Source organism: Branchiibius cervicis, assembly GCF_042661605.1.
Classification (GTDB): domain Bacteria; phylum Actinomycetota; class Actinomycetes; order Actinomycetales; family Dermatophilaceae; genus Branchiibius; species Branchiibius cervicis.
Map to the genome: position 1 here is coordinate 1,562,972 of NZ_JBHSWJ010000002.1, position 22,766 is coordinate 1,585,737.

Below are 22,766 nucleotides of genomic sequence, written 5' to 3' on the forward strand. Positions count from 1 at the left end.
GTGTCGGCCAGATTCACGGGGTTCAGCGTAATTGGCTCACCACAACGGCCACGGCAACGGGTGCCGATGGGGCGGTATCACCGGCATGGCCGCATCGCGCAGCAGCTTGCGGATCCGCCGGTCCAGCGCGGTCAGCTCGGTCTGGGTGATCAGGCGTCCCAGCAGGTCGCGCAGCTGCGAGGCCCCCAGGATGGTCTGCACGTCGGTCAGTTGCGCGACCTCGTCGGCGGTCAGCGGCTCACCGGCATACCCCCACAGCACCGTGCGCAGTTTGGGTTCCTCGTGCATGGTCAGCCCGTGATCGATCGCGAACAGGTCGCCGCCGTCCATGATCAACGCCGTCGCCTTGCGGTCGGCGTTGTTGAGCACCGCATCCAGCAGCGCGACCTGCCGCAACGCCGGATCGTCGGCGTGCGAGACCACCACGTCGGCGAAGTAGTCGTCCTGAGCCTGCACCACCGGGCGGTACCCCTCCGGCAGCTTCCCCGGCGGATCGACCCGCAACAAGTCGTGGTCACCGGTCACATCCAGCGGGCCGACCCACAGCTGCAGTGAACCCGGCCCCAGTGGACCGTCGCGCAGCACCGTCGGCGGGATCCGGTGCCAGCCGCCGAGCCGGGAGATCAGGTACGAAGCCAACTCCCTGGCCGCCAACGTCCCGTCCGGGAAGTCCCACAACGGCCGCTCACCGCGCACCGGTTTGTAGACGGCCCGCAGCGAGCCGTCCACCACGACCCGGTAGACCGCATTGGAGGCGTGGGTCAGCCGGCCCTCGATCTCCAGGTCGCCGCGCTCCAACAAGGCGGCGAGGTCGTCAGCGTCGGTATCCGTTGGCACGAGGACAGATGTGGCCGGATGCCTCCAGCGGAGCGCCGCAGAACGGGCACGGCGGCCGCCCACTGGCGACCGTCGCCAACCCGCGCCGGGCGAATTCCCGGGCGGCGACGGGAGACAAGACGATCCGTAGCACCGTTGCGTCCGGTTCGGTCAGTTCGACGACCTCGTCGCCGGAATCCTCCAGTTGGACGTCGCGATCGTGGCATTCGATGACGACCCGCTGCACGTCCGCGACCCAGGCCAGGCTCAAGGTGCTGACGCGGAACTCGTCCTCGATCGGCGTACTCAACGGGTCGTTGTCCGGTGGCAGCACCTGCTCATCCGATTGCCCCACCTCGTCCAGGAGGGCGTTCAAACGCTCGGCGAGGACCGCCACCTGCTCCTTCTCCAGCGACACGGTGGTGATCCGGGGGCCTTGAACAGCCTGCAGGAAGAAGGTGCGCTGCCCGGGCTCGCCCACGGTGCCGGCGATGAAGCGCTCCGGCTCGTCGTACTCGATCAGCGGCATGGATCGACCCTAAACCCGGTCATGACCCACCGCCGACCGGCGCATCACCCTCCGGCGCGTGCGCCGGTTTCGGGACCAGGTCGCTGACGTCGCCTCCGGTGTCGTTCAGCCGGACCACGAACGGGCGCGCCGGGCCGTAGCGCACGGCACTGAGCGAGGCCGGCCCGACCGTGATCCGCTGGAACTGGTCCAGATGGGTGCCCAATGCGTCGGCGAGGACGGCCTTGATGACATCCCCGTGACTGACGGCCACCCAGATCGCCTGGTCACCGAACTCCTGTGTGACCTCCAGATCGATCCGCCGCATGGCGGCAACCGCACGGCACTGCATGGCGCGCATCGACTCAGCCTCGAAATCTGCCGAGGCGGGGAACGTGGCCGCCGAGGGTTGGTCCTGCACGATGCGCCACAACGGATCCTTGGCCAGATCCTTCAGCGGCCGACCGGTCCACGCGCCGTACTTGCACTCCCCCAGGTCGTCAGCGGTCTCGATCGGCAGGTCGCGTACGCCGCGTAGCACCTCGGCCGTCTCCTGGCACCGCTGCAGGGGGCTGGCGACGATCCGGTGCACCGGCAGGTCGGCGATCCGGGCGCCCAGGCGCGCTGCCTGCTCCCGGCCGACGTCGTCGAGGGGGATCCCCGGGGTCCAGCCGGCAAGGGTGCCGGACGCGTTCGCTGCGGTGCGGCCGTGCCGCACGATCAGGGCCAGTGCCACCCCAGAACGGTAACCGGCGTCCCACTACGCTGCGTGCGTGCGTATCCAATCGGTCGGGGACAGCGGATTGCGGGTCAGCAGCCTGACCCTCGGCACGATGGGCTGGGGCGAGCAGGTCGACCCGGACAGCGCGCGGCAGTTGTTCACCCAGTTCCGCGACGCGGGCGGAAGATCGTTCGATACGGCGTACGGCTACGGCGGTGGCACCGCCGAAACGATCCTCGGTGAGCTGCTGTCCCCCGCCGAGCGCGATCAGGTGTGCCTGATCGGTAAGGCCGGGATCTCGCGCACTTCCGGGGCCCGGATGGTGGACGTTTCGCGCGGCACCCTGATGCGGCAGTTGGAGGAATCACTGCGGCGGCTCGGCGTCGACTACCTCGACGTGTGGCTGGTGCACACCTGGGATTCGCAGGTGCCGCTGGCCGAGACGATGTCGGCGTTGGAGGCCGCGCAGCGCAGTGGCCGAGCGCGGTACGTGGGGGTGTCCAACTACTCCGGCTGGCAGTTCACCGCGGCGGCTTCGATACTTCGTGAAGCCCGAATTCCGTTGGTGGCCAATGAGATCGAGTACAACCTGTTGGCTCGTTCGGCTGACACCGAGGTCATTCCCGCGGCGCAGTACGCCGGTGCGGGCATTCTCGCGTGGTCTCCGCTGGCCGGCGGGGTCCTGACCGGGAAGTACCGGCACGGCACCCCCGCGGACTCGCGCGCTGCCTCAGGCCAGCACGAGCGATGGGCCGAGCGCTATCTGGGCGAGGCCACCTCGCCGGTGGTGAACGCGGTGCTGACCGCCGCCGCCGGCCTGGAGGTCAGTCCTGCCGAGGTGTCGCTGGCGTGGGTCCGCGACCGGGTTGCTTCGAGCATCGTCGGCGCTCGCACGACGACCCAGCTGGCCTCGTTGCTGCGTAGCGAGGAACTGACGATCCCGGACGCGGTCCGTGAAGCACTGGACGAAGTGTCCGCGACGTCGGCCTAATCGTCGACGTCGTCGAGCTCGTCGTCCAGTTCCTCGATCTCATCGTCGTCGAGGTCATCGTCGTCCTCGTCGTCGTAGATCTCGAACGGGGTGACCTCGCCGTAGGTGTCCATCAGGGCTCGGTCGTACTCATCGAAGGCTTCGGCGAGCGCTTGGTACGCGGCTTCGACGGCCGGGTCCTGTTCTCCGCGGCGGGCTGCTACGACCTCGAAGTGACGTTCCAGGGCCGCCACGAAGGCAGCCAGCGCGACGCGCGGATCGGTGGCCATAGAGCAGACCGTATCGGTAATGACGCACAATGGGCGAACGATGGTCGAGTACGAGTTTCGCGAACTGCACTTCAACCGTGATGCCACCCCGGGGCAGATCCGGCAAATGCTTGCTGACTTCGCCGAATACGAACACTGGGAGTTGGCCCGGACGCGCCTCTACACCGGGGGCCGGCGGCGGATCTGGCTGCGCCGGAAGATCATTCGCGTGATGCGCACGGCCTGATCCGGTCAGCAGTCCTGCAGCAGTCGCCCGAGCACCCGGGTGCCGAACAACAGTGACTCGACCGGCACCCGTTCGTCCACGCCGTGGAACATCGCGGCGAAGTCCAGATCGGCCGGCAGCCGTAGCGGGGTGAAACCGTAGCCCTTGATCCCGAGCAGGCTGAGCGCCTTGTTGTCCGTGCCGGCGGACAAACAATAGGGCAGCACCGTGGCTTCGGGATCTTCCGCCAGGAGGCAGCGCTCCATCGCTGCGACCAGATCGGTGTCGTACGGCGCTTCGACGGCGATGTCCCGGTGCACCGTCTCGATGGTGACGTGCTCTCCCGCGAGGTCACGCAAGGTGGCCATCAGTTCGTCCTCGTGACCGGGCAGGAACCGGCAGTCGATACCTGCGGTCGCCGTCTGCGGAACGACGTTGTGCTTGTACCCGGCCTCCAGCATCGTCGCGTTGACCGTGTCCTGCAGCGTCGCGTCGACGAAACCACGGGTGCTGCCGAGCAGTTCGAGCACGGGTTCGGGGTCGTCGTCGGTGTAGCTGCGACCGGACAACTCGGCCAGTCCGTCCAGCAGCGCTCGGACGGTCGCGCCGTACTGCCGCGGCCAGGGGTGCTCGTTGATCCGGGTGAGCGCCTGGGCAAGGTGCATCACGGCGTTGTCCGGATTGGGCACCGACCCGTGACCCGCCCGCCCGGTCGCGCGCAACGTCAGCCACGCCAGGCCCTTCTCCGCGCTCTGCAGCAGGTAGGCCCGCTGTTCGCGGCCGGCCGCGTCGGGGAAGGTGATGCTGTAGCCGCCGACCTCACTGATCGCCTCCGTGGCGCCCTCGAACAGTTCGGGGTGGTGCGCCACCAGGTGGTGGCTGCCCTTCCGGCCGCCTGCTTCCTCGTCGGCGAACAGCGCCACGATCAGATCGCGGGCCGGCTTGCGGCCGGTGCGGGCCAGTTCGCGCACGTTCGCGATGATCATCGCGTCCATGTCCTTCATGTCGACTGCGCCGCGGCCCCAGATGCAGCCGTCCTTGATCTCGGCGCCGAACGGGTCGACCTGCCAGTCACTGGCGGTGGCCGGGACGACGTCGAGGTGACCGTGCACCACGAGCGCATCTCGTGAACTGTCTTCTCCCGGGATCCGGACCACGACGCTGGCCCGGCCGGGATCGCTCTCGATGATGACCGGATCGAGACCGACCTCCTCGAACTGGCCCACGACGTACTCGGCCGCTTTGCGTTCCCCGGGGCCGCTACCGTCCCCGAAATTGCTGGTGTCGAAGGCGATCAGATCCTGGCAGATCCGGACGACCTCATCGAGGGCAGTGGGCTGATCAGTCATTCCCCCAGCCTAAGCGGCGCAGTTCTTCGATCGAGTCGGCCGCTTCGGCTGTCTTGTCGTCCCGGTAGCGCAGTACCCGTGCGAACCGCAGCGCCACTCCCCCTGGATAGCGGCTGGAGCGTTGCACTCCGTCGAAGGCGATCTCGACGACCTGTTCCGGACGCACCCGCACCGTCCACCCGTCGCTCGGCCCGTCCGCCAACTCGGTGAACCGCCGGGTCTGCCAGCGGAGCATCTCGTCGGTCATCCCCTTGAACGTCTTTCCCACCATGACCAGTTCGCCGGTCTGCGGGTCGCGCGCACCGAGGTGGATATTGGACAGCCACTCACTGCGCCGGCCGCTGCCGCGTTCGACAGCGAGCACCACCAGGTCCAGCGTGTGGCGCGGTTTGACCTTGATCCACCCCGCACCACGTCGCCCCGCAGCGTAGGCGACGCCCGGATCCTTGAGCACGACACCCTCGTGTCCGGCCCCGACCCACTCATCGAACGCGGCCCGGGCTTGCGCCAGGTCGGCTCCCGCACGTCGCGGAATGCGATTCTCCGGACCGACGAGTTGCTCGAGCACTGCGATGCGCTCCCCCAGCGGCTCATCGAGCAACGTGCGCCCATCGGCGTGCAGGACGTCGAAGAAGAACGTCGACACGGGGACACCGTCGGCGCTGGCCGTCCGGGAGCCGGTGACCTGGAACGGCTCAGGGCGACCGTCGGCGCGCAACGCGATCGCTTCCCCGTCCAGGACCGCGGTGTGCGCCGGTAATGCCCGCACCACCTCGACGACCTCCGGCAACCGGTCGGTGATGTCGTCCAGGCTGCGGGTGAACAGCCACACGCGCTCGCCGTCCTTGTGAGCCTGCAACCGGATCCCGTCGAGTTTGCACTCCACGTCGAACTGCTGATCCGCTCCGTCGCCGTACGCCGCCTCCACACTGGGCGCGCTACCGGCCAGCATCGGCCGCAACGGGCGACCGACCTGCAGATCGACGCGCTGCAGACCCTCAGCCCCCGACGATTGCGCCGTGGCGGCGACATCGGTGAGGTCACCGGCCAACATGGCTGCGCGGCGTACGGCGGCCGGAGGGACGTCGAAGGCTTCGGCTATCGCCGACTGCATCACCCCGTCCTGCGCACCGTGCCGCAGCTCGCCGGTGAACAGGCCCACCAGGAAACGTTGTTCCTCCCCGTCGCCGCCCCGAACAGTTCAGCGAGCAACCTGGCCCGCGCGCTCGCCGAACCCGGTCCGGAAAGCTGCTCCATCGCGCTGACCGTGGAGTCGACGTCGCCAACCGTCAGAAAGGGGTCGGCGGCGGGTGGTGGCAAGTTCCGCACACTGCGCCAGCCCACGCCGGGGCGACGCTGCGGCAGCGCGCCGGTGAGGTATGCCGTCACCAGCGGCACGTCCTCGGGATCCGCCGAGCGCAGCACGGACGCGAGTTCGGCGATCTTGGCGTTGCGCGCCCTGGTCGAAGCGACCCGGCCGGAGACTTCGACGATCTGCGACAGCAGCATCCGGTCAGTCAAGCAGTTGCCGGAGGTCGTCCAGTCGGCCCGACACCCCGTCGGTGTCGGTCCAGTCCATCGAGGCGGCGCCGTCCGCGAGGTCGACCGTCAATCTCGCGCGGGGGCCACCGGGGTCGCCGCGACGGAGCGTGAGCACGCTGCGGGCGAGCTCGACCTCGAGGTCGTCGGCATCGAAGGCGCCGATGGTGTTGCGCAGCCGGCACAACTGCAACAGCGCCTGCACGACCGGCCGCTGCAGGTCCGCGTCGATCTCGGTCCCGCTGTAGTAGTGCCGGTTGATATCCCGTCCGACGTTCGTGCGTTCGAGCAGCTCGGTGTCGTTGCCGCCGGCCAACGCACCCACGTAGTAGACCTGCGGGATCCCCGGGGCGAAGAACTGGATCGCACGGGCGGCCAGGTAGGCCGCGTCGTCACGACCCATCGCGTCGTAGTAGGTGGAATTGACCTGGTAGAGGTCGAGATTCGAGGCTGTCGCACCACTCGCGGTCTGGCTGCTGCCGCCGGTGCGCTGGTGGATCCCGGCGACGAGCGTGTCGACCTGCTCCTCCGTGAGCAGCCCCGGCCGGATCGGGTCGCCGGGCTGCTCACCGCGACGTGGGCCGGCATCGATGATTCCGATGCCGTCATGGGTGTCGAGCACCGTGATCGCGTTGGTCGGCCGGTCCCTTAACCACTGAGCGAGTGGCTGCCCGTCACCGGTGGAGAAGGCGTAGAGCAGGAGCGGTGGCAACGCGAAGTCGTAGACGTAGTCGACCTTCTCGGCGATTGCGACCTGATCCCGGTAGTAGGAGTGCACCTCCACCAGCACCTCGACGCCGCGCTCACGAGCACGTTCGGTGAAGGCGGCGATGAAGTCGAAGGTTTCGGGAGTCATGAAACACGACGTACCCGGCGTCTTCACGGCGTACCCCACGGCGTCCAGGCGCACGAAGCGGACACCCGCCGCAGCTACCGCGTCCAGGATCTGGTGCAGGTAGTCCTGGCCGAGGTCCGAGGCCACGTCGATATCGATCTGCTCGGGGGTGAACGTAGTCCACACGTAGCGCAGCTCGCCGCCCAGTCGAAGCGCGGTGAAGGGCAGACCGGGCCGCGGCCGGTAGATCGCGGTCAGATCCGCTTCCGTCGCCCCGCCGGGGAATACCGAGGACATGGTGAGGAACATCGGGGCGTACGCCGAGCCGCGGCCCTTCGCGACCACGTCCTGGAACTGGGGCGAGGAGGACGAGACGTGGTTGACGATCAGGTCCGCCATCACGTCGTACGACGCGGCCAGGCGCTCGATGTCCGCCCAACTGCCCAGGCGAGGATCGACGCTGGTGTGATCGATCGGGTCGAAGCCGGCGTCCGCGCCGTCGTACGGCGAATAGAACGGCAACACGTGCACGCCCCCGAACGCGCCCGGGAATTTCTCATTGAGGAGCCGGTGGAGGCGCTCGATCGTGCCCCCGAACCGGTCGGCGTAGGCGATGAGCTGGACCTGGTTGCGCACCCGCAGACCCTAGCGCGGTGGGTCGACCAGAGCCTCGAGTCTGTCCAGGTCTGCCGGCCACGCCGGCGCGTCGTCGCTGCGTTCGACGGTGAGTAGGCAACCCGCGGGATCGGGGACGAAGGTGATGACGGTGTGCTGGCCGTCGGCGTCCGCGAGTTCGAGAAGGGCGCCCGGTTCCGAGCGGACGGTCTGAGCGGTCTCGGTGGAGGTCGCCGGCCACCACGCGGCCAGTTCGACCGGATCGGTGAAGGCCCGGAACAGCCGCTGCGGTGCGGTGGTGAACGTCCTGGTGATCAACGCCATGATCGAAGTCTCCCAGGCAGCAGCACGATTCGGGGGCGGGCACTCACCGTGCTAACGTTCACGGTCGCAACCTCGTCCGGGTGGCGGAATGGCAGACGCGCTAGCTTGAGGTGCTAGTCCCCGAAAGGGGGTGGGGGTTCAAGTCCCCCTCCGGACACTCCACATGATGATCCCTCCGCGGCAGGCGCCCGGAGGGATCGGCCGTCCGGCACGCGCCTGATGTCGAGCGGTCCGGGTCCCGAGTTCCCATCGGCAAGCGCACGCCTGCAGGAGCAGGCATGGAGTTCGCAGCACCAAAACAGGGATAGAGTCGGCCAGCCAGCGCACGAAAACTCGTCATGAGCAGTTCCCGAAGGGTCGAAGTGGCCAAAGATTCCTCCCCGTCCCCCGCAGGACGCTCGCGCGACGCACGTCCGGTGCATCGCGCCGGAGCCGCAGCCCTGATGCTCGGCGCGTTGGGTGTGGTGTTCGGTGACATCGGAACCAGCCCGCTGTACGCATTCCAGACCGTCTTCACCCTCGACAAGGGCATCGTCAAGAACAACGACGCCGATGTGTACGGCGTTGTCTCCCTGATCTTCTGGGCCATCACCCTGATTGTCTCGGTGAAGTACGTGACGCTGATCCTGCGCGCGGACAACGACGGCGAGGGCGGCGTCATGGCCCTGGCGGCCCTGGCCCGCAAACACGTGCGACCGGGTGGTCGGCGGTGGGCCGTGGTGATGGTGCTCGGCGTCCTCGGCGCATCCCTGTTCTACGGCGACAGTGTCATCACGCCGGCCATCTCGGTCATGTCAGCGATCGAGGGCCTGGAGGTCCCGGCGCCCAGCCTCGCGCACCTGGTGCTGCCCATCGGTGTCACCATCATCGTGGCCCTCTTCCTGGTCCAACGCTTCGGCACGGAGTTGGTGGGCCGCGTCTTCGGACCGGTCATGGTCGTGTGGTTCACGGTGCTGGCCCTGCTCGGCCTTCGCCAGATCGTCCGGGACCCGGAGATCCTGCGGGCCCTGTCCCCGTCCTACGCCGTGCTCTTCATCGTCGATCACCCGGGTATCGCGTTCATCGCGATGGGCGCGATCGTGTTGTCCATCACCGGTGCCGAGGCGCTGTACGCCGATATGGGCCACTTCGGTCGATCGCCGATCCGCCGGGCCTGGTTCCTCCTGGTCTTCCCCGCGCTCACCCTGAACTACCTCGGCCAGGCGGCGCTGATCCGCGAGGAACCCGATGCGCTGAGCAACCCGTTCTTCCGGCTCGCTCCGGGTTGGGCGCAGCTGGCGTTGGTCATCCTGGCCACCCTCGCGACGGTGATCGCCTCACAGGCGGTGATCTCGGGGTCCTACTCGGTGACCAACCAGGCCATCCGGTTGGGCTACCTGCCCCGCCTCACCGTCCGGCACACGTCGCACAAAGAGGGCGGCCAGATCTACCTGCCCGCGGTCAACTGGGTGCTCTTCGCCGGCGTCATCACGCTGTTGCTGATCTTCCAACACTCTTCAAAGCTCGCGACCGCCTACGGACTGGCCGTGACCGGCACCTTCCTGATCACCACGGTGCTCTTCCTGATCCACGCCCAGGCCGCCTGGCACTGGCCGCGCTGGAAGCTGATCCTGGTGGGCTCGCTGTTCGGTTGGTTGGAGTTGACCTTCTTCGTGGCCAACCTGACCAAGGTGGCGCACGGCGGCTGGCTGCCGTTGCTCATCGCGGCCGTCGTGGTGCTGGTGATGATGACCTGGCAGCGCGGCCGCACGTTGGTCACCGAGCGCCGCCAGAAACTCGAAGGCAAGCTGGTGCCGTTCGTGACCGAGCTCCAACAACAGGATCTGACGCGGGTACCGGGCACAGCGGTGTTCCTGCACCCCGACGACCAGACGACGCCGCTGGCGCTACGGGAGAACGTGACCTTCAACAAGGTGCTGCACGAGTCGGTGGTCATCCTGTCGGCCATCTCGGCGAACGTGCCCTATGTCCCCGAGGAGGAGCGGGTCACGGTGGCCACCATCGGGCACCCGTCGCACCACATCCACCACGTCACCGTGACCTACGGCTTCCAGGACGTGCAGGACGTGCCGCACTCCCTGGCCGGGGCGACGCAACTGGGCCTTCCCATCGACCCGGACGCCGCGTTGTACTTCCTGTCCCGGATCACCTTGTCGCGCACCGAACTGCCGAACATGAGCAGGTGGCGCAAGCGCCTCTTCACCTCGATGGCCCACAATGCGGCCGACCCGACCGAGTACTACCGCCTGCCGCCCGCCCGCACGATCATCATGGGCACCAACGTCCTGGTGTAGTACCTAGGCCACCAATTGCTTGCCCAGCGCGGCGAAGATCGTCGTGGACAGCCCGTTGAGCGTCTGTACGCCGTAGTCGAAGCCTTTGGGTGACTTGCTGAGCATGGCCAGGGTGTACTTGCGACCCTGCCCCTCCAGGTAGCCCATCGAGTTGACCCGCCACACGCCCTTGTAGGGCAGCCAACCGTTCTTGGTCAACGCCACCGTCGCGGCGGTGACCGGAGGGTTCGCCACTCCCCAGCGCTGGGTCTTGGTGACCTGGCTCATCAGCGAGCGGATGTACGCGCGGTCGGCTACCGACAGCACAGTGCTGCCCATCACAATGTGATCCATCAGCTTCACCCAGTCGGCCGGGGTGGTGGTGGAGATTCCCCAGGCCGGGTTGATGGTGGTGCCGGTCAGTCCGAACAGTCCGGCCACCCGCTGCACGTTCTTGTAACCCGCCGCGCGGAAGAGCCTGGTGGTGGCGTTGTTGTCGCTGTACTCGATCATCTGTGTCGCCAACGCCTTCTGCGTGGCGGTCAGCGACCGCTTGTTCTCCGCGGCGATCCGCAGGGTCGTTGCCAGCACCAGCACCTTGATACTGCTGGCGGTTTCATTCGCCTGGGGCCGGTAGTCCAGCCGGACCCCGGTGCGGTGATCGTGCAAGGAGAAGCCCAGGGTCGCCGTACGGGTAGCCAGGTATTTGCCGGCCACGGCGGTCAGTGCCGCCCGCGTGATGGTCGGGACGGCGGGCTTGGTCGTCGTCGTCGTCGAGCTCCGGGACGCCAACGCTGCCTGGCCGCCTTCGCTGCGGCCCAGCGGCGGGCGGCCCTCGGCGTTCGCGCAGGCGGCCAAGGCCGGCACGGCCAACGCAACGGTCAGCACCGAACGGCGCGACGGTTGAGCGGGCACGCTCGGGATCGTAGCGCTCCGTGCTGTCTCAGACAGGGAGGCGCTCCAGCGGGATGACATCCACCGCCACCTTCAACGTGCTCTTCTTCGACTCGGTAAAGATCACGCCCTTGAGCGGCGAGACATCCCGGAAGTCCCGGCCCCAGGCGGTCACGATGTAGCGGGAATCGGCGAAGTGGTTGTTGGTGGGATCCAGATCCACCCAGCGGCCGTCGGGAAGCCGGGTCGACGTCCACGCGTGGGTCGCATCAGAACCCTCGAGCTTCGGCTTACCTTCAGGGGGACGGGTCTCGATGTAACCGCTCACGTACCGCCCGGGCAGGCCGACCGCACGCAGACAGCCCGCGGCCAGATGCGCGAAGTCCTGGCACACGCCGGCGCGTTCGGCCAGCACCTCGGCCAGCGTCGTGGTCACCGAGGTCGCACCCTTCTGGTAGGTGAAGTCGCGGTAGATGGTCTCGTAGAGATCCACCAGGGCATCACCCAGCGGCCGGTCGGGCGGCAGGATCTGCCCGGCGTACTCGTGCACCTCCGGGGACAGCACCACCAGATCCGACGGCAGCGTGTACGACGCGTGCTCGGCCGGCGGGAACGTCGAGGGATCGCGCAACTGCAAAGCGGCCTGGGCAACGGTCCATTGGTTGACCTGGTCGACGTCGACCCGTGGCCAACTCACGTCGACGACCGAGGTCTTGGCGACCTGCAGCTGGGTGTGCCGGGTGCGGATCTCGATGTAGTGGCTGTAGTTGCCGAAGTAGTCGACGTGCTCGGTGAGCACGTCGGCACCCGGCAGCACCTCGATGCGGTTGCTCACCACTTGCTGGTGGGACGTGGTGCGCGGGCGCAAGCAGGACCGGGCGAACGAGGTTGTGACGAAATCGTCGTAGTTGTACGTCGTGCGGTGCCGGACCTCGTAGCTTCGGCGGGCGTGCACATCACCCCAGTCGGCGGCCATCAGCTGATCACCAACCCGCCGCCGGTGAGCGACATCTGGTTGGCACGGCGTACGAAGTGCACCCGCTCGACCTCGGCAGCCAACTCGTGCAACTCGGCGGCCAACTCCCCCAGTCGGGTACGCAGCGCAGCTCGCTTGCCGCGGGTCAGTTCCTCCAGGTCCATGGTGGCGATGGTGGTGGTCACCGCGGCGATCCGTTCGTCGAGTTCCTTGTTCGGGGCGTGGGACATCGCGACCACCATCTGGTCGAGTTGGTAACGCACCGAGCGCGGGTTGGTCCGGTCCGACAGCAGCAACGCCAGCGCGCCCTGCACCGGTCCGCCGTCGCTGTGCCCGGCCGACAGGCGCCGGCGGTGGGTGATGACACTGTCCGTGGCCCGCAGGACGGCCTCGATGACCTGGCCCTCGATGACCGGTGACCGCTCCTCGGCCAGGGTGTGCGACAACATCGTGACGGTGTGCTGGGCGCGCTCGATCCGCCGACCGGCCTCGAGGTAGGCCCAGACCTGATCGCGCACCATGCTCTCAGCGCCCAGGCCGGCGACCGCGATCAGCGACTCGAGCACCTGGGCGAGCACCGGCTGTAACGGCTGGTCCTCGCCCGTCTCGCCCGGTTCGATGACCCGGCTCAGGCGGCTGACGATCAGCCAGGTGTCACTGGACAGCAGTTCACGGACGGCCAGCGAGCTGCGGATGAGGTGACGCACGGCGTACGAGATCGATCCGGTGCCCGGACCGACCAGCACGGTGCGCAACAACTCCTGGTCGTTGCTGACCCCGTCCTGCGTTTCGCTGGTGCGCACCGTCGTCACCGCGCTGAGTGCATCGAGGAAGATCCGGGTGGCGGCGGCACCGAGCGAACCGGTGCGGCCCATGGTGTCGGCCAGCAGGTCGTCGGCGACGATCGACATGCGCGTAGCGGCCTCGGCGCGCTCGGCGTAGCGGCCCAGCCAGAACAGGTCGTCGGCGACGCGGGGTGCGACCGCGACCTCGGCCGCGGCCAGCCCGGGCAACTGGGCCGTGGCGGCGCCGATGGGGGTGAACAGTTCCGGTCCGGCGGTCTCGTCGGCTGCCAGCACCCAGATGTCCTTGGCCTGGCCGCCGAGGGCGTTGCTGACCATCCGGCTGCTGCTGTCGGTGGACAGGCGGCCCAGGCCACCGGGCATGAACCGGTAGCTTCCGTCCCGCGCGACACCGAAAGCGCGCAGCACCAGCCGGCGCGGCATCAAACCGTCGTTGGTGACGACCGGCACGGTCGACAGCGACACCGGGTCCTGCAGCGCCCAGGCCCAGGGCTGCTCCTCGATCCGGGCGCGGATGTCCGCCAGCTGGTCCTGGCTGAGCTCCCAGCCGAACCTGGTGACGAAACCGCTGTCGCGGCTGATCGCCTTGATGACCAGCTTGTCCAGCTGCGGCAATGCCTCCCGCCGGTGCTGGGCGTCCCCGCACCACCAGGTGCGGGCGGCGGGCAGCCGGGGACTGGTGCCGAGGACGGCACGCGACAACTGGGGCAGGTAGGCCAGCAGCGCTGGATTCTCCAGGATGCCGGCACCCACCGGGTTGACCACCGCTACGTGGCCGCGCCGGTTGGCCTCGATGAGGCCCGGTACGCCGAGCCGCGAGCCCGAGCGCAACTCAAGGGGATCGGACCAGCCGGCGTCCACCCGCCGCAGGATGACATCGACCCGCTCGTACTCGCCGGTCGTCGTGCGCATCCAGATGCGGCCGTCGCGGGTGGACAGATCCTCGGACTGCACCAGGGGAAAGCCGAGCAGGGCCGACAGGAAGGCTTGGTCGAAGGCGGTCTCGCTGTCCGGGCCGGGCGAGAGCAGCACGACCCGCGGCGAGCGGTCGTGATGCGGTGACACGTCCATCAGCGCGAAACGCATATCGTCGAAGAAGCCGCGCAACCGGGCGATCGGGGTATCGCGATACAGCGCCGGCATCGCCCGGGCGATGATCCGCCGGTCGGCCATGGCGTACCCGGCACCCGACGGTGCCTGGGAGCGGTCACCGATGACGGTCCATTCGCCGTCGGAATCCCGGCCCAGATCGATCGAGGGCAGGATCAGCTGGTTCGAGCCGGGCACGCGAGTGCCCACGGCTTGGTGGATGAAACCCCGGTGGCCCAGGATCGCCTCGGCCGGGATGACGCCCGTTGAGATGAGCCGCTGGTCGGTGTAGAGGTCATTGAGAATCTCGTCCAGCAATTGGGCGCGCTCGGCCAGACCCTTTTCCAGCCGCTGCCATTCGCCGCCGGACAGGATCGTCGGCAGCGGATCCAGACTCCACCGGCCGGCGCGTGCCGAGCCGGGCGCCCCGCCGTACGTGATGCCGTCGTCCTCGATGGCCCGGCGGACCGTGGCTCGTCGGGCCCGCAAACCGTTGACGCCCAGGGCGTCCACCCGCTCAGCCAGCGCCTCGTTGCCGTCACGCAGGGTCGCGCCGGCGACGAACTCGTCGCCGCCCGAACTTTCTTGCAGCAGCTGGGCGTACGCGTCGATGACGCCGGAGGAAGCGTCGGCGGGTTGGCTCATGATCGGCCCACCTTACGAGGTGGGCGGGGTCCCCGGCGAAAACCGTCTCAGGTCCAGCGTGGCCGGGTACTCCCCCGCACCGTGCCGCACCAGCGACTCGTACTGCGGCCATCTACTGGTGTCGACCCGCCCCGGCGTGTGCCCGGTCCGGGAGAACCGGCTGTTGCGGCGGGACTCGGCGGCGGCGGCGTTGACCGGGTAGTCGTCGTACGCTCGACCGCCCGGGTGGCTCACGTGGTAGGTGAAGCCGCCCAGGGACCGGCCGTTCCAGCGGTCGACCAGGTCGAACACCAGCGGGGAATGCACGCCGATAGTCGGATGCAGCGCACTGGGCGGTGCCCACGCGCGGTACCGCACGCCGCCCACCCAGGTGTCGGGCGCCGAACCGGTCCCGGGGGAACCCAGTCCCCAGCCGGAGCCGGCGATCGGCTGCAACGGGACCGGGATGCCGTTGCAGGTGACCACGTGCCGGCCCTCGACCAGCCCGGTCGCGGCGACCTGGACGCGCTCGACGGAGGAGTCGACGTACCGCGCGGTGCCGCCCAGGCTGACCTCCTCACCCAGGACATGCCAGGGCTCCACGGCAGTGCGCAACTCCAGGTGAACCCCGAGTACGTCGACCTCTCCCAGGCGCGGGAAGCGGAACTCCAGGAACGGATCCAGCCAGGTCTGGTCGAAGTACGGTCCGCTGTCGCCAAGGAAGTCGTTGAGGTCGCCGACGACGTCGCGCAGGTCGGCGGCGGCGAACGCCGGCAGCAGGTACCGGTCGTGCAGTGCGGTGCCCCAGCGCACCAGCGAGCCGGTGTACGGCTCGTTCCAGAACCGCGCGACCAGGGATCGGACCAGCAATCCCTGCACCAACGACATCTGGGCGTGCGGCGGCATCTCGAAGCCACGCATCTCCAACAGGCCGAGGCGACCGCGATCACTGTCGGGGCTGTAGAGCTTGTCGATGCAGAACTCGCTGCGGTGGGTGTTGCCGGTGATGTCGGTCAACAGGTGGCGCAGCAGCCGGTCGACCAGCCAGGGCCGCGGCTCCCCTTCGGCCAGCACCCGGTCCATCTCGGCGAACGCGATCTCGAGCTCGTAGAGCGTCTCGTGACGGCCTTCGTCCACACGCGGGGACTGGCTGGTCGGGCCGATGAACTTGCCGGAGAAGACGTAGGACAGCGCCGGGTGGTGCTGCCAGAAGGTGATCATGCTGCGCAGCAGGTCCGGCCGGCGCAGCATGGGCGAATCCTTGGGGGTGACGCCACCGAGGGTGATGTGATTGCCGCCGCCGGTGCCGGTGTGCGATCCGTCCAGGTCGAACTTCTCGGTGGTGAGACGGGCGTGCCGGGCGTCCTCGAACAGGGTGGTGGTCAGCTCCTGCAGCTCATCCCAGGTCGAGGTCGGCTGCACGTTGACCTCGATGACGCCGGGGTCAGGAGTCACGGTCAGCGACTTCGTGCGCGGGTCGCCGGGCGGGGCGTAGCCCTCCAGCACCACGGGCTGCCCGGCCGCCGCGGCGGCACCTTCGATGGCCGCGAGCAGTTTGATGGCGTCGTCCAACTCGGTCAACGGCGGCAGGAAGACGAACACGTGGCCATCGCGTTCCTGCACCGCCAGTGCCGTGCGGGGCGACTTCTCGATGTCGTAGACCTTGGCCTTCTTGACCTTGGCCACCCCGCGGACGGGGCGTGTTGCCGGCAGGTCGCCGCGGGCGGCGAACGGGGACGCGTCCGGTTCGTACGGCGCTTCCTTCCACGCGATCGAACCCAGCGGCAGGCGCAGACCGAGCGGCGAGGTGCCCGCGGTCAGGAACAACCGGCGTCGGCGGGTCCGCCACTGGGCAGTCGCCCAGCCCTTGCCCTTGGGGTCGGGGAAGACGGGAATAACCCAGCCGGCCGGCGTACCCGCGGCCTTGTCGATCTCGGCGCCGAGCTTGCGGCGGGACCTTTCGTCGCCCTGCTCCTCTGGGTCGGCGTCCTCCTGCGGTCGTTCCCCTGCGGGCCGGCTCACCTCGGCGGCCAACTGGTTCAGCGGATCCTCGTACGCCGCGCGGGTGAGTTTGGCGTCGATGCCCAGTCGGGCGGCGATACCCAGCGCGACGGCGCGCACCTGCCGGGCGGCCTGGACGCTGCCCGGCTTCAGATCCGACTCGGTCCACGGGTCGGCCAGCAGCTCCTGGTCGTGCCACAGCGGTTTGCCGTCAGCGCGCCAGATCAGCCCGATCAGCCAGCGCGGCAAAGGTTCTCCGGGGTACCACTTGCCCTGGCCGTGGAAGCTGAGGCCCTCGGGTGCCCACCGCGCTTTGAGCCGGCGGGCCAGGTCGGCGGCGCGTTCGCGTTTGTCCGGGCCGTCGGCGTCGGTCTCCCATTCCGGAGTGGAGGTGTCGTCGACCGAGACGAACGTCGGCTCACCGCCCATCGTCAGGCGGACGTCACCCTCCTGCAGCAGGGTGTCGACGTGGTGGCCCAGATTCTGGATGCGGGTCCACTGGTCATCGGAGTAGGGCTTGGTGACCCGCGGATCCTCGAAGACCCGCTGCACGGTATTGCTGAACTCGAAATCGACGCCGACGAAATCGGTCGCGCCGGAGATGGGGGCCGCGCTGCTGGGGTGAGGGGTCGCCGACAGCGGGATGTGTCCCTCTCCAGCGAACAGCCCTGAGGTGGCGTCCAGTCCGATCCAGCCTGCGCCCGGGATGTAGACCTCGGCCCAGGCGTGCAGGTCGGTGAAGTCCTCCGCGGGCCCGCTCGGACCGTCGATGGCCTGGATGTCGGAGGTCAACTGCACCAGGTAGCCGGAAACGAACCGCGCAGCCAGACCCAGCTGCCGCAGCACGCTGACCAGCAGCCAGGCACTGTCGCGGCACGAGCCCAGGTGCGCCGCCAGGGTGTGGTCCGGGCTTTGCACGCCCGGCTCCAAACGGACCGTGTAGTCGACGTCGCGGTTGATCTTGGCGTTGATGTCGACCAGGAAGTCAACGATTCGCATTCCGTCCTGCGGGACAACGACGTTGTCGGCAACCCATTGCGTCACCAACGGCCCCGGACCGGCGCCGCTTTCGTCAACCGGGCGCAGGTAGGGCTCCAGGTCGGCCTTCAGAGCGTCGGGGTAGGCGAAGGGGTAGTTCTCGGCGTACTCCTCGACGAAGAAGTCGAAGGGGTTGATGACGGTCATGTCCGCGACCAGGTCCACGCAGATGTCCAGCGTGGACACCTTCTCCGGGAACACCAACCGCGCCAGGTAGTTGCCGAACGCGTCCTGTTGCCAGTTGATGAAGTGGTTCGGGGGTCGATGGTCAACGAGTACGAATCGATCGGCGTCCTGCTGTGGGGCGCAGGACGCAGGCGAACGGTGTGGGGGTGCACCGTCACCGGATGGTCGAAGCGGTACGTCGTGCGGTGTTGCAGGGCTACCCGGATCGTCACAGGGTTACCTTGCCAGAGGTATGCGGCGAGGGTGTTGCGGTGGTGTTACACGCCAGTCCAATCGGGCGGGTCCGCCGGCCGCAGCGCCTCATCGGACGCCCGGAACGTGCGGACCTTGCCCGGTCCGGTCCGCGGGCCCTCGAAGCGGACCGTCACAACCCCGCGCCCGCTACCCCACACCCAGCCGTCGCCGTACTCCTCGTGGGTGACGTCCTGACCGGGGCGCCAGACCGGGTCGCCCGGATTCATCGCGTACGCCGCGGGGCGGCTGACCAGCGCCTGTGCCGATCCCCAGGCGTTGGCGACCTGATCGACGGCGATGTCGTCCTCGGCGGTGGCAGTAGCGGTCGGTAGGTCTTCCTCTCCCGGCCACTGCATGTCCAGTGCCGCCTGGGCATGGGCGACGAAACCGGAGACGCCGAAGCCGAGCAGTCGCAGACCGTCGCTGACGTCGTGGGCGTCGAGGAGCCCGATGGCTAGACGCAGCAGGGTCGCCGGGTCGTCGGTGGGGTGACCGGCGGTGATGCTGCGCGTGAACGTGCTGAAGTCGTGGTGGCGGACTTTGATGGTGACGGTGCGGGCGAATGCGCCGTGCTCGGCCAATCGTGCGCTCACCCGGTCGGTGAGGCGGGCGAGTTCCTCCCTGAGAACCGCACGATCGACGACGTCGACGTCGAAGGTTTCCTCGGCCGAGATGCTCTTGGCTTCGCGCTCCGTGACGACCTCGCGGTCGTCCTGAGCGCGGGCGATGGCGAAAAGTCCTGAGCCGTGGGCATTTCCGAAGATGCTCACCAGATCGGACTCGGTCATGCGGCGTAGCTGGGACACCTCTTCCACACCGAAGGTGCGCAGCCGATCCGCGGTGGCGGGTCCGACACCGCCCAGAGCGCGGACCGGCAGCGGAGCCAGGAAGTCCTCCTCGTCCCCGGGCTCGACGATCACCAGTCCCCTGGGTTTGTGCATGTCCGATGCGATCTTGGCGATCATCTTGGAACTGCCGACCCCAGCACTGGCGGTCAGACCGCCGGTGCCCTTCTCGATGGTGTCCAGGAGTTCTTCGACGCGGGCGCGGACCTGGTCGACGCTCAGGTGTTGATCCCCCTGCGCCGCCAGATCGACGTACGCCTCGTCGACGGAGACTTGCTCCACGACCGGGGACAGTTCCCGCAAGAGGTCCATGACCACCCGGCTCGAGCGGCGGTAGGCCTCGCCGCGCGGGAAGAGGAAGGCCGTCCCGGGCGGGCAGCGGCGGCGGGCCTCTGAGGTCGACATGGCCGAGCGAGCGCCGTACGCCCGCGCCTCGTAACTCGCGGTCGCCACCACGCCCCGGTTGCCGATGCCGCCGACCACGACGGGCTTGCCGCGCAGCGAGGGCTTGTCACGCTGCTCGACGGCGGCGAAGAAGGCATCGAGATCCAGGTGCAGGATGCTCGCCGTCGTACGCACGGCCTTATCGTCTCTCACCTGCGGCATAGCCCCAGCACGTGCCGCGGGCGAATTGGGCCAGTTGACGAGATGGACCGTTTGGCCGTGGCCCTGCGGTAGGGGTGTGCCCACATCGCCCTCGCGTCCGTAGTTTCGACGGATGAAGGCGTTGACGTGGCAGGGAATCCAGGACGTTCGTGTCCTCGAAGTTCCCGAGCCGACCGTGCAAGACCCCACCGACGCGATCGTGCGGGTCACCTCCACCGCGATCTGCGGTTCGGATCTGCACTTGTACAAAGTGCTGGCTCCGTATCTGACCGAGGGCGACATCCTGGGCCATGAATTCATGGGGGTGGTCGAAGAAGTCGGTTCGGCCGTGCAGGACCTGGCGCCGGGCGACCGTGTCGTGGTGCCGTTCAACATCTCCTGCGGGCACTGCTTCATGTGCGATCGCGGACTGTTCGCACAGTGCGAGACCACCCAGAACCGTGAACAGGACAAGGGCGCGAGCCTGTTCGGCTACACGAGTCTGTACGGCGCCGTGCCGGGTGGTCAGGCCGAATTGGTGCGTGTGCCGCACGCCGACTTCGGCCCGGTCAAGCTCCCCGAGGACCCTCCGGACGAACGGTTCCTCTACCTGTCCGACATCCTGCCCACGGCGTGGCAGGGCGTCGTCTACGCCGACGTGCCGCAGGACGGGACGCTGGCCGTTCTCGGTCTCGGACCCGTGGGTCAACTGGCCGTGCGCAGCGCACTGCACCGGGGCGTCAGCCGGGTGATCGGAGTCGACCTCGTGCCTGAGCGACTCGCTCTGGCGCGTGAGCAGGGCATCGACGTCGTAGACATCAACGACGTGGGTGACGTCGCAGCCGCCCTCAAGGACCTCACCGACGGCCGCGGGCCGGACTCGGTGCTGGAAGCGGTGGGTATGGAGGCACACGGTAATCCCATTGCGGAGAAGGTCATCGGGGCGGCCGCGCGTCTGCCCAAACCGATCTCACAGGCTGCGACCGAGAAGTTCGGGATCGACCGGCTTGCGGCACTGGACACTGCGTTCGAGGCCGTGCGTCGTGGCGGAACCGTGTCGATCAGCGGCGTCTACGGGGGATGGCCGACCCGTTCCCGATGATGACGATCTTCGACAAGGGAGTGACCCTGCGGATGGGGCAATGCCACGTCCGCCGGTGGACTGACGAACTGCTGGCCATCCTCGAGGAACCCAACGACGTCTTCGGCGTCGAATCCCTTGCGACCCATCACGCGCCGTTGGACGAAGCGGCCGAGATGTACGACGTCTTCCAGCGCAAGGCCGACGGTTGTGTGAAGGTCGTGCTGCGGCCCGGAGGTGGCTCCTGATGCAGACCGACGACTGGCTGCCGCTCTACCTGCGCGACCACTATGCGGGCGCGACCGCCGGGGTGCGGCTGTTCCGGCGGGTCGCCGACAGCCACAGCGTGCCCGAGGTCCGCGACTGCGTGGCGCGGTTGGCCGATGAGGTGCAACAGGATCGGGACAGCCTGGCCGAGATCATGGCCGCACTCGATGTCCGCCGCGACTCGCTCACCGAATACGCCGCAGTCGCAGGAGAATTCCTCGGACGGTTCAAACCGAACGGGTCCTTGTGGCATCGCTCGCCGGGAGCTGACGTGCTGGAGTTGGAAGCCCTGTCGGCGGCGGTCGCTGCGAAGGCAACGCTGTGGGAAACGCTGCTGTCGTGCACCGCCAGCCACGATCAGCTCGACACGGCTGCGCTGACGGCGTTGCACGAACGCGCCCTGGCCCAGGAGCGCACCGTGAAGGACCTGCACGAACGCGTGATTTCCTGATGAGCAAACCACTGGCGCTGGTCATCGGCGCGTCCCGCGGCCTGGGCCTGCTGATCGCAGATGAGCTGCTGGGTCATGGCTACGAGGTTGTCATCACTGCACGTGACGCCGCGGAACTAGACCGTGCCGCAGCGCAACTCACCTCGGGCAGACGCGACGTTCAGGTCCATCCCCGGGTGTGCGACGCGCGGGATCGCGAGGCACTGACCACACTCATCGATGACGTAGACGAGACCTACGGTGGGATTGACACCATGATCTACGTTGCGGGAGTGATCCAGGCCGGGCCGGCGGAGTCGATGGGTATGGCGCAGTTCGATGAAGCAATGGAGACCATGGGCATGGGGCCAGTCGTCGCAACGCTGGCCGTGCTTCCCCACCTGCGCCGCCGCGGCAAGGGCCGCATCGGAGTCGTGACGTCCATCGGCGGGATGGTGGCGCCACCGCATCTGTTGCCCTACGCCACAGCGAAATTCGCGGCCGTCGGCTTCACCGACGGGTTGGCGGCGGAACTGGCCGGGACCGGCATCACGGCGACGACGGTGATCCCCGGCCTGATGCGCACCGGCTCCCACGGCCGGGCGCAGTTCGCCGGCGACGCTGCGACGGAGTTCGCCTGGTTCGCCCCGGCCGCCTCACTGCCCTTGCTGTCGATCGATGCGGGTCGGGCCGCCCGGCGCATCGTGGACGGGGTACTGGCCGGTCGACCCAACGTCGTACTCACGCCGCTGGCCTGGCTGGGCATCCGGGTCCGCGGGATGGCCCCCGGACTGACGACCCGGGCCATGGGCCTTGCGGTGCGCCTGTTGCCGGACGCACCGAGCGATCAAGCGACCGGAACCGTGCCCGGCGAGGCTGCCCGGACCGGCTTGCAGCCCGCCACTGCGCGGTTCGTGCAGCGGTTGAGTGTTCTGGGTGACCGGGCGGCGCGGCGGAACAACGAACGGCCCGTGGCCTAGCGGGGCGTGCGGGCCTCAGCCGCCGCTGGCGACGTCAGCCTCGTCACCGGCTGGACCGGCGTCGTCCTGCGCACCGGAGGCACTGATCTCATCGTCCTGGTCGTGATCACCGCTGGCGCCCTCACTCGAACCGCCGCTGGCGACGTCGTTGTCGGCTCCGCCGGATTGATCGTCGCTGTGCGATCCCGGACCACCGTCTTGACGGTCCACCGCGGGGATTTCCTTGTCCGGGTTGTTGTCATCCATGGTTCGACGGTTGCACGATGCGGCGCTCGGCGTACCCTCCTG

The 22,766-nt window shown here is 68.3% G+C and carries 20 protein-coding genes, 1 tRNA gene and 2 pseudogenes; 7 read left to right on the plus strand and 16 right to left on the minus strand.

Going from position 1 to position 22,766, the window contains the following annotated elements; genetic code table 11:
- Positions 1–36: 36 nt before the first annotated feature.
- The 3 genes from ACFQBT_RS08280 to ACFQBT_RS08290 are packed head-to-tail and all read right to left on the minus strand — an operon-like array spanning position 37 to position 2,060.
- Complete coding sequence (locus tag ACFQBT_RS08280) at positions 37–837, minus strand: SCO1664 family protein (protein ID WP_377821862.1); 801 nt, start codon at positions 835–837, stop codon at positions 37–39.
- Complete coding sequence (locus ACFQBT_RS08285) at positions 815–1,345, minus strand: DUF3090 domain-containing protein (protein ID WP_377821864.1); 531 nt, start codon at positions 1,343–1,345, stop codon at positions 815–817. The genes ACFQBT_RS08280 and ACFQBT_RS08285 overlap by 23 nt, the downstream gene beginning before the upstream one ends.
- Before the next feature lie 19 nt (positions 1,346–1,364).
- Positions 1,365–2,060 carry an MSMEG_4193 family putative phosphomutase gene (locus ACFQBT_RS08290; RefSeq protein WP_377821866.1) on the minus strand — a complete coding sequence of 232 codons (696 nt, stop codon included), beginning with the start codon at positions 2,058–2,060 and terminating at the stop codon, positions 1,365–1,367.
- A gap of 37 nt (positions 2,061–2,097) precedes the next feature.
- Here ACFQBT_RS08290 and ACFQBT_RS08295 point away from each other — a divergent pair, with 37 nt between their 5' ends.
- A complete protein-coding gene (locus tag ACFQBT_RS08295) occupies positions 2,098–3,036 on the plus strand; it encodes an aldo/keto reductase (protein ID WP_377821868.1) in 939 nt (312 codons plus the stop codon).
- Here the strand turns inward: ACFQBT_RS08295 and ACFQBT_RS08300 are convergent.
- On the minus strand, positions 3,033–3,305 hold the full coding sequence (locus ACFQBT_RS08300; protein ID WP_377821869.1) for a hypothetical protein: 273 nt from the start codon (positions 3,303–3,305) through the stop codon (positions 3,033–3,035). The genes ACFQBT_RS08295 and ACFQBT_RS08300 overlap by 4 nt on opposite strands.
- Positions 3,306–3,345: 40 nt before the next feature.
- On the opposite strand from ACFQBT_RS08300, the gene ACFQBT_RS08305 reads away from it, so the two are divergent.
- A complete protein-coding gene (locus tag ACFQBT_RS08305; RefSeq protein ID WP_377821871.1) occupies positions 3,346–3,531 on the plus strand; it encodes a DUF5703 family protein in 186 nt (61 codons plus the stop codon).
- 5 nt (positions 3,532–3,536) lie between these two features.
- Here the strand turns inward: ACFQBT_RS08305 and ACFQBT_RS08310 are convergent, their stop codons facing one another.
- From ACFQBT_RS08310 to ACFQBT_RS08330, 5 genes are read right to left on the minus strand one after another with little or no spacing between them, the layout of a single operon-like run.
- The gene (locus ACFQBT_RS08310) at positions 3,537–4,859 is read right to left on the minus strand and encodes a M20/M25/M40 family metallo-hydrolase (RefSeq protein WP_377821873.1); all 1,323 of its coding nucleotides are present in this window, start codon (positions 4,857–4,859) and stop codon (positions 3,537–3,539) included.
- The gene (locus ACFQBT_RS08315) at positions 4,852–6,021 is read right to left on the minus strand and encodes an ATP-dependent DNA ligase (RefSeq protein ID WP_377821875.1); all 1,170 of its coding nucleotides are present in this window, start codon (positions 6,019–6,021) and stop codon (positions 4,852–4,854) included. The genes ACFQBT_RS08310 and ACFQBT_RS08315 overlap by 8 nt, the downstream gene beginning before the upstream one ends.
- Positions 5,973–6,368 carry a hypothetical protein gene (locus tag ACFQBT_RS08320; protein WP_377821877.1) on the minus strand — a complete coding sequence of 132 codons (396 nt, stop codon included), beginning with the start codon at positions 6,366–6,368 and terminating at the stop codon, positions 5,973–5,975. Before ACFQBT_RS08320 ends, ACFQBT_RS08315 begins: the two co-directional genes overlap by 49 nt.
- Before the next feature lie 4 nt (positions 6,369–6,372).
- On the minus strand, positions 6,373–7,869 hold the full coding sequence (gene gtfA / locus ACFQBT_RS08325) for a sucrose phosphorylase (protein WP_377821879.1): 1,497 nt from the start codon (positions 7,867–7,869) through the stop codon (positions 6,373–6,375).
- Between the two features lie 9 nt (positions 7,870–7,878).
- Positions 7,879–8,172, minus strand: a complete 294-nt coding sequence (locus ACFQBT_RS08330) for an SRPBCC family protein (protein ID WP_377821881.1) — start codon at positions 8,170–8,172, stop codon at positions 7,879–7,881.
- Between the two features lie 74 nt (positions 8,173–8,246).
- Between ACFQBT_RS08330 and ACFQBT_RS08335 the strand changes: the two genes are divergently transcribed.
- Positions 8,247–8,329 (plus strand) — tRNA-Leu (locus ACFQBT_RS08335).
- A gap of 181 nt (positions 8,330–8,510) precedes the next feature.
- Complete coding sequence (locus ACFQBT_RS08340; protein WP_377821883.1) at positions 8,511–10,466, plus strand: potassium transporter Kup; 1,956 nt, start codon at positions 8,511–8,513, stop codon at positions 10,464–10,466.
- Between the two features lie 3 nt (positions 10,467–10,469).
- Here ACFQBT_RS08340 and ACFQBT_RS08345 read toward each other — a convergent pair whose 3' ends face one another.
- From ACFQBT_RS08345 to ACFQBT_RS08370, 6 genes and pseudogenes are all read right to left on the minus strand, one after another.
- Entirely contained in the window at positions 10,470–11,360 is an 891-nt protein-coding gene (locus tag ACFQBT_RS08345) for a serine hydrolase (RefSeq protein WP_377821885.1), read from the minus strand.
- A 28-nt stretch (positions 11,361–11,388) separates the two neighbouring features.
- Complete coding sequence (locus ACFQBT_RS08350) at positions 11,389–12,315, minus strand: transglutaminase family protein (RefSeq protein WP_377821887.1); 927 nt, start codon at positions 12,313–12,315, stop codon at positions 11,389–11,391.
- Positions 12,315–14,852 carry a circularly permuted type 2 ATP-grasp protein gene (locus ACFQBT_RS08355; RefSeq protein ID WP_377821889.1) on the minus strand — a complete coding sequence of 846 codons (2,538 nt, stop codon included), beginning with the start codon at positions 14,850–14,852 and terminating at the stop codon, positions 12,315–12,317. Before ACFQBT_RS08355 ends, ACFQBT_RS08350 begins: the two co-directional genes overlap by 1 nt.
- Before the next feature lie 12 nt (positions 14,853–14,864).
- Positions 14,865–18,071: a transglutaminase family protein gene (locus ACFQBT_RS08360; RefSeq protein WP_377825414.1), complete on the minus strand. Its 3,207-nt coding sequence runs from the start codon at positions 18,069–18,071 to the stop codon at positions 14,865–14,867.
- 9 nt (positions 18,072–18,080) lie between these two features.
- A pseudogene (locus ACFQBT_RS08365) lies at positions 18,081–18,268 on the minus strand (transglutaminase N-terminal domain-containing protein); the annotation flags it as partial.
- A 45-nt stretch (positions 18,269–18,313) separates the two neighbouring features.
- Positions 18,314–19,732, minus strand: coding sequence for a DNA polymerase IV (locus ACFQBT_RS08370; protein WP_377821891.1), 1,419 nt, complete (start codon positions 19,730–19,732; stop codon positions 18,314–18,316).
- A gap of 121 nt (positions 19,733–19,853) precedes the next feature.
- On the opposite strand from ACFQBT_RS08370, the pseudogene ACFQBT_RS08375 reads away from it, so the two are divergent.
- From ACFQBT_RS08375 to ACFQBT_RS08385, 3 genes and pseudogenes are all read left to right on the plus strand, one after another.
- Positions 19,854–21,049, plus strand: a pseudogene (locus ACFQBT_RS08375) (zinc-dependent alcohol dehydrogenase).
- Positions 21,049–21,519: a hypothetical protein gene (locus tag ACFQBT_RS08380; RefSeq protein ID WP_377821892.1), complete on the plus strand. Its 471-nt coding sequence runs from the start codon at positions 21,049–21,051 to the stop codon at positions 21,517–21,519. The pseudogene ACFQBT_RS08375 and the gene ACFQBT_RS08380 overlap by 1 nt, the downstream one beginning before the upstream one ends.
- Positions 21,519–22,478 carry an SDR family NAD(P)-dependent oxidoreductase gene (locus ACFQBT_RS08385; RefSeq protein WP_377821894.1) on the plus strand — a complete coding sequence of 320 codons (960 nt, stop codon included), beginning with the start codon at positions 21,519–21,521 and terminating at the stop codon, positions 22,476–22,478. Before ACFQBT_RS08380 ends, ACFQBT_RS08385 begins: the two co-directional genes overlap by 1 nt.
- 15 nt (positions 22,479–22,493) lie before the next feature.
- Here the strand turns inward: ACFQBT_RS08385 and ACFQBT_RS08390 are convergent, their stop codons facing one another.
- On the minus strand, positions 22,494–22,724 hold the full coding sequence (locus ACFQBT_RS08390) for a hypothetical protein (protein ID WP_377821896.1): 231 nt from the start codon (positions 22,722–22,724) through the stop codon (positions 22,494–22,496).
- Positions 22,725–22,766: the final 42 nt, after the last annotated feature.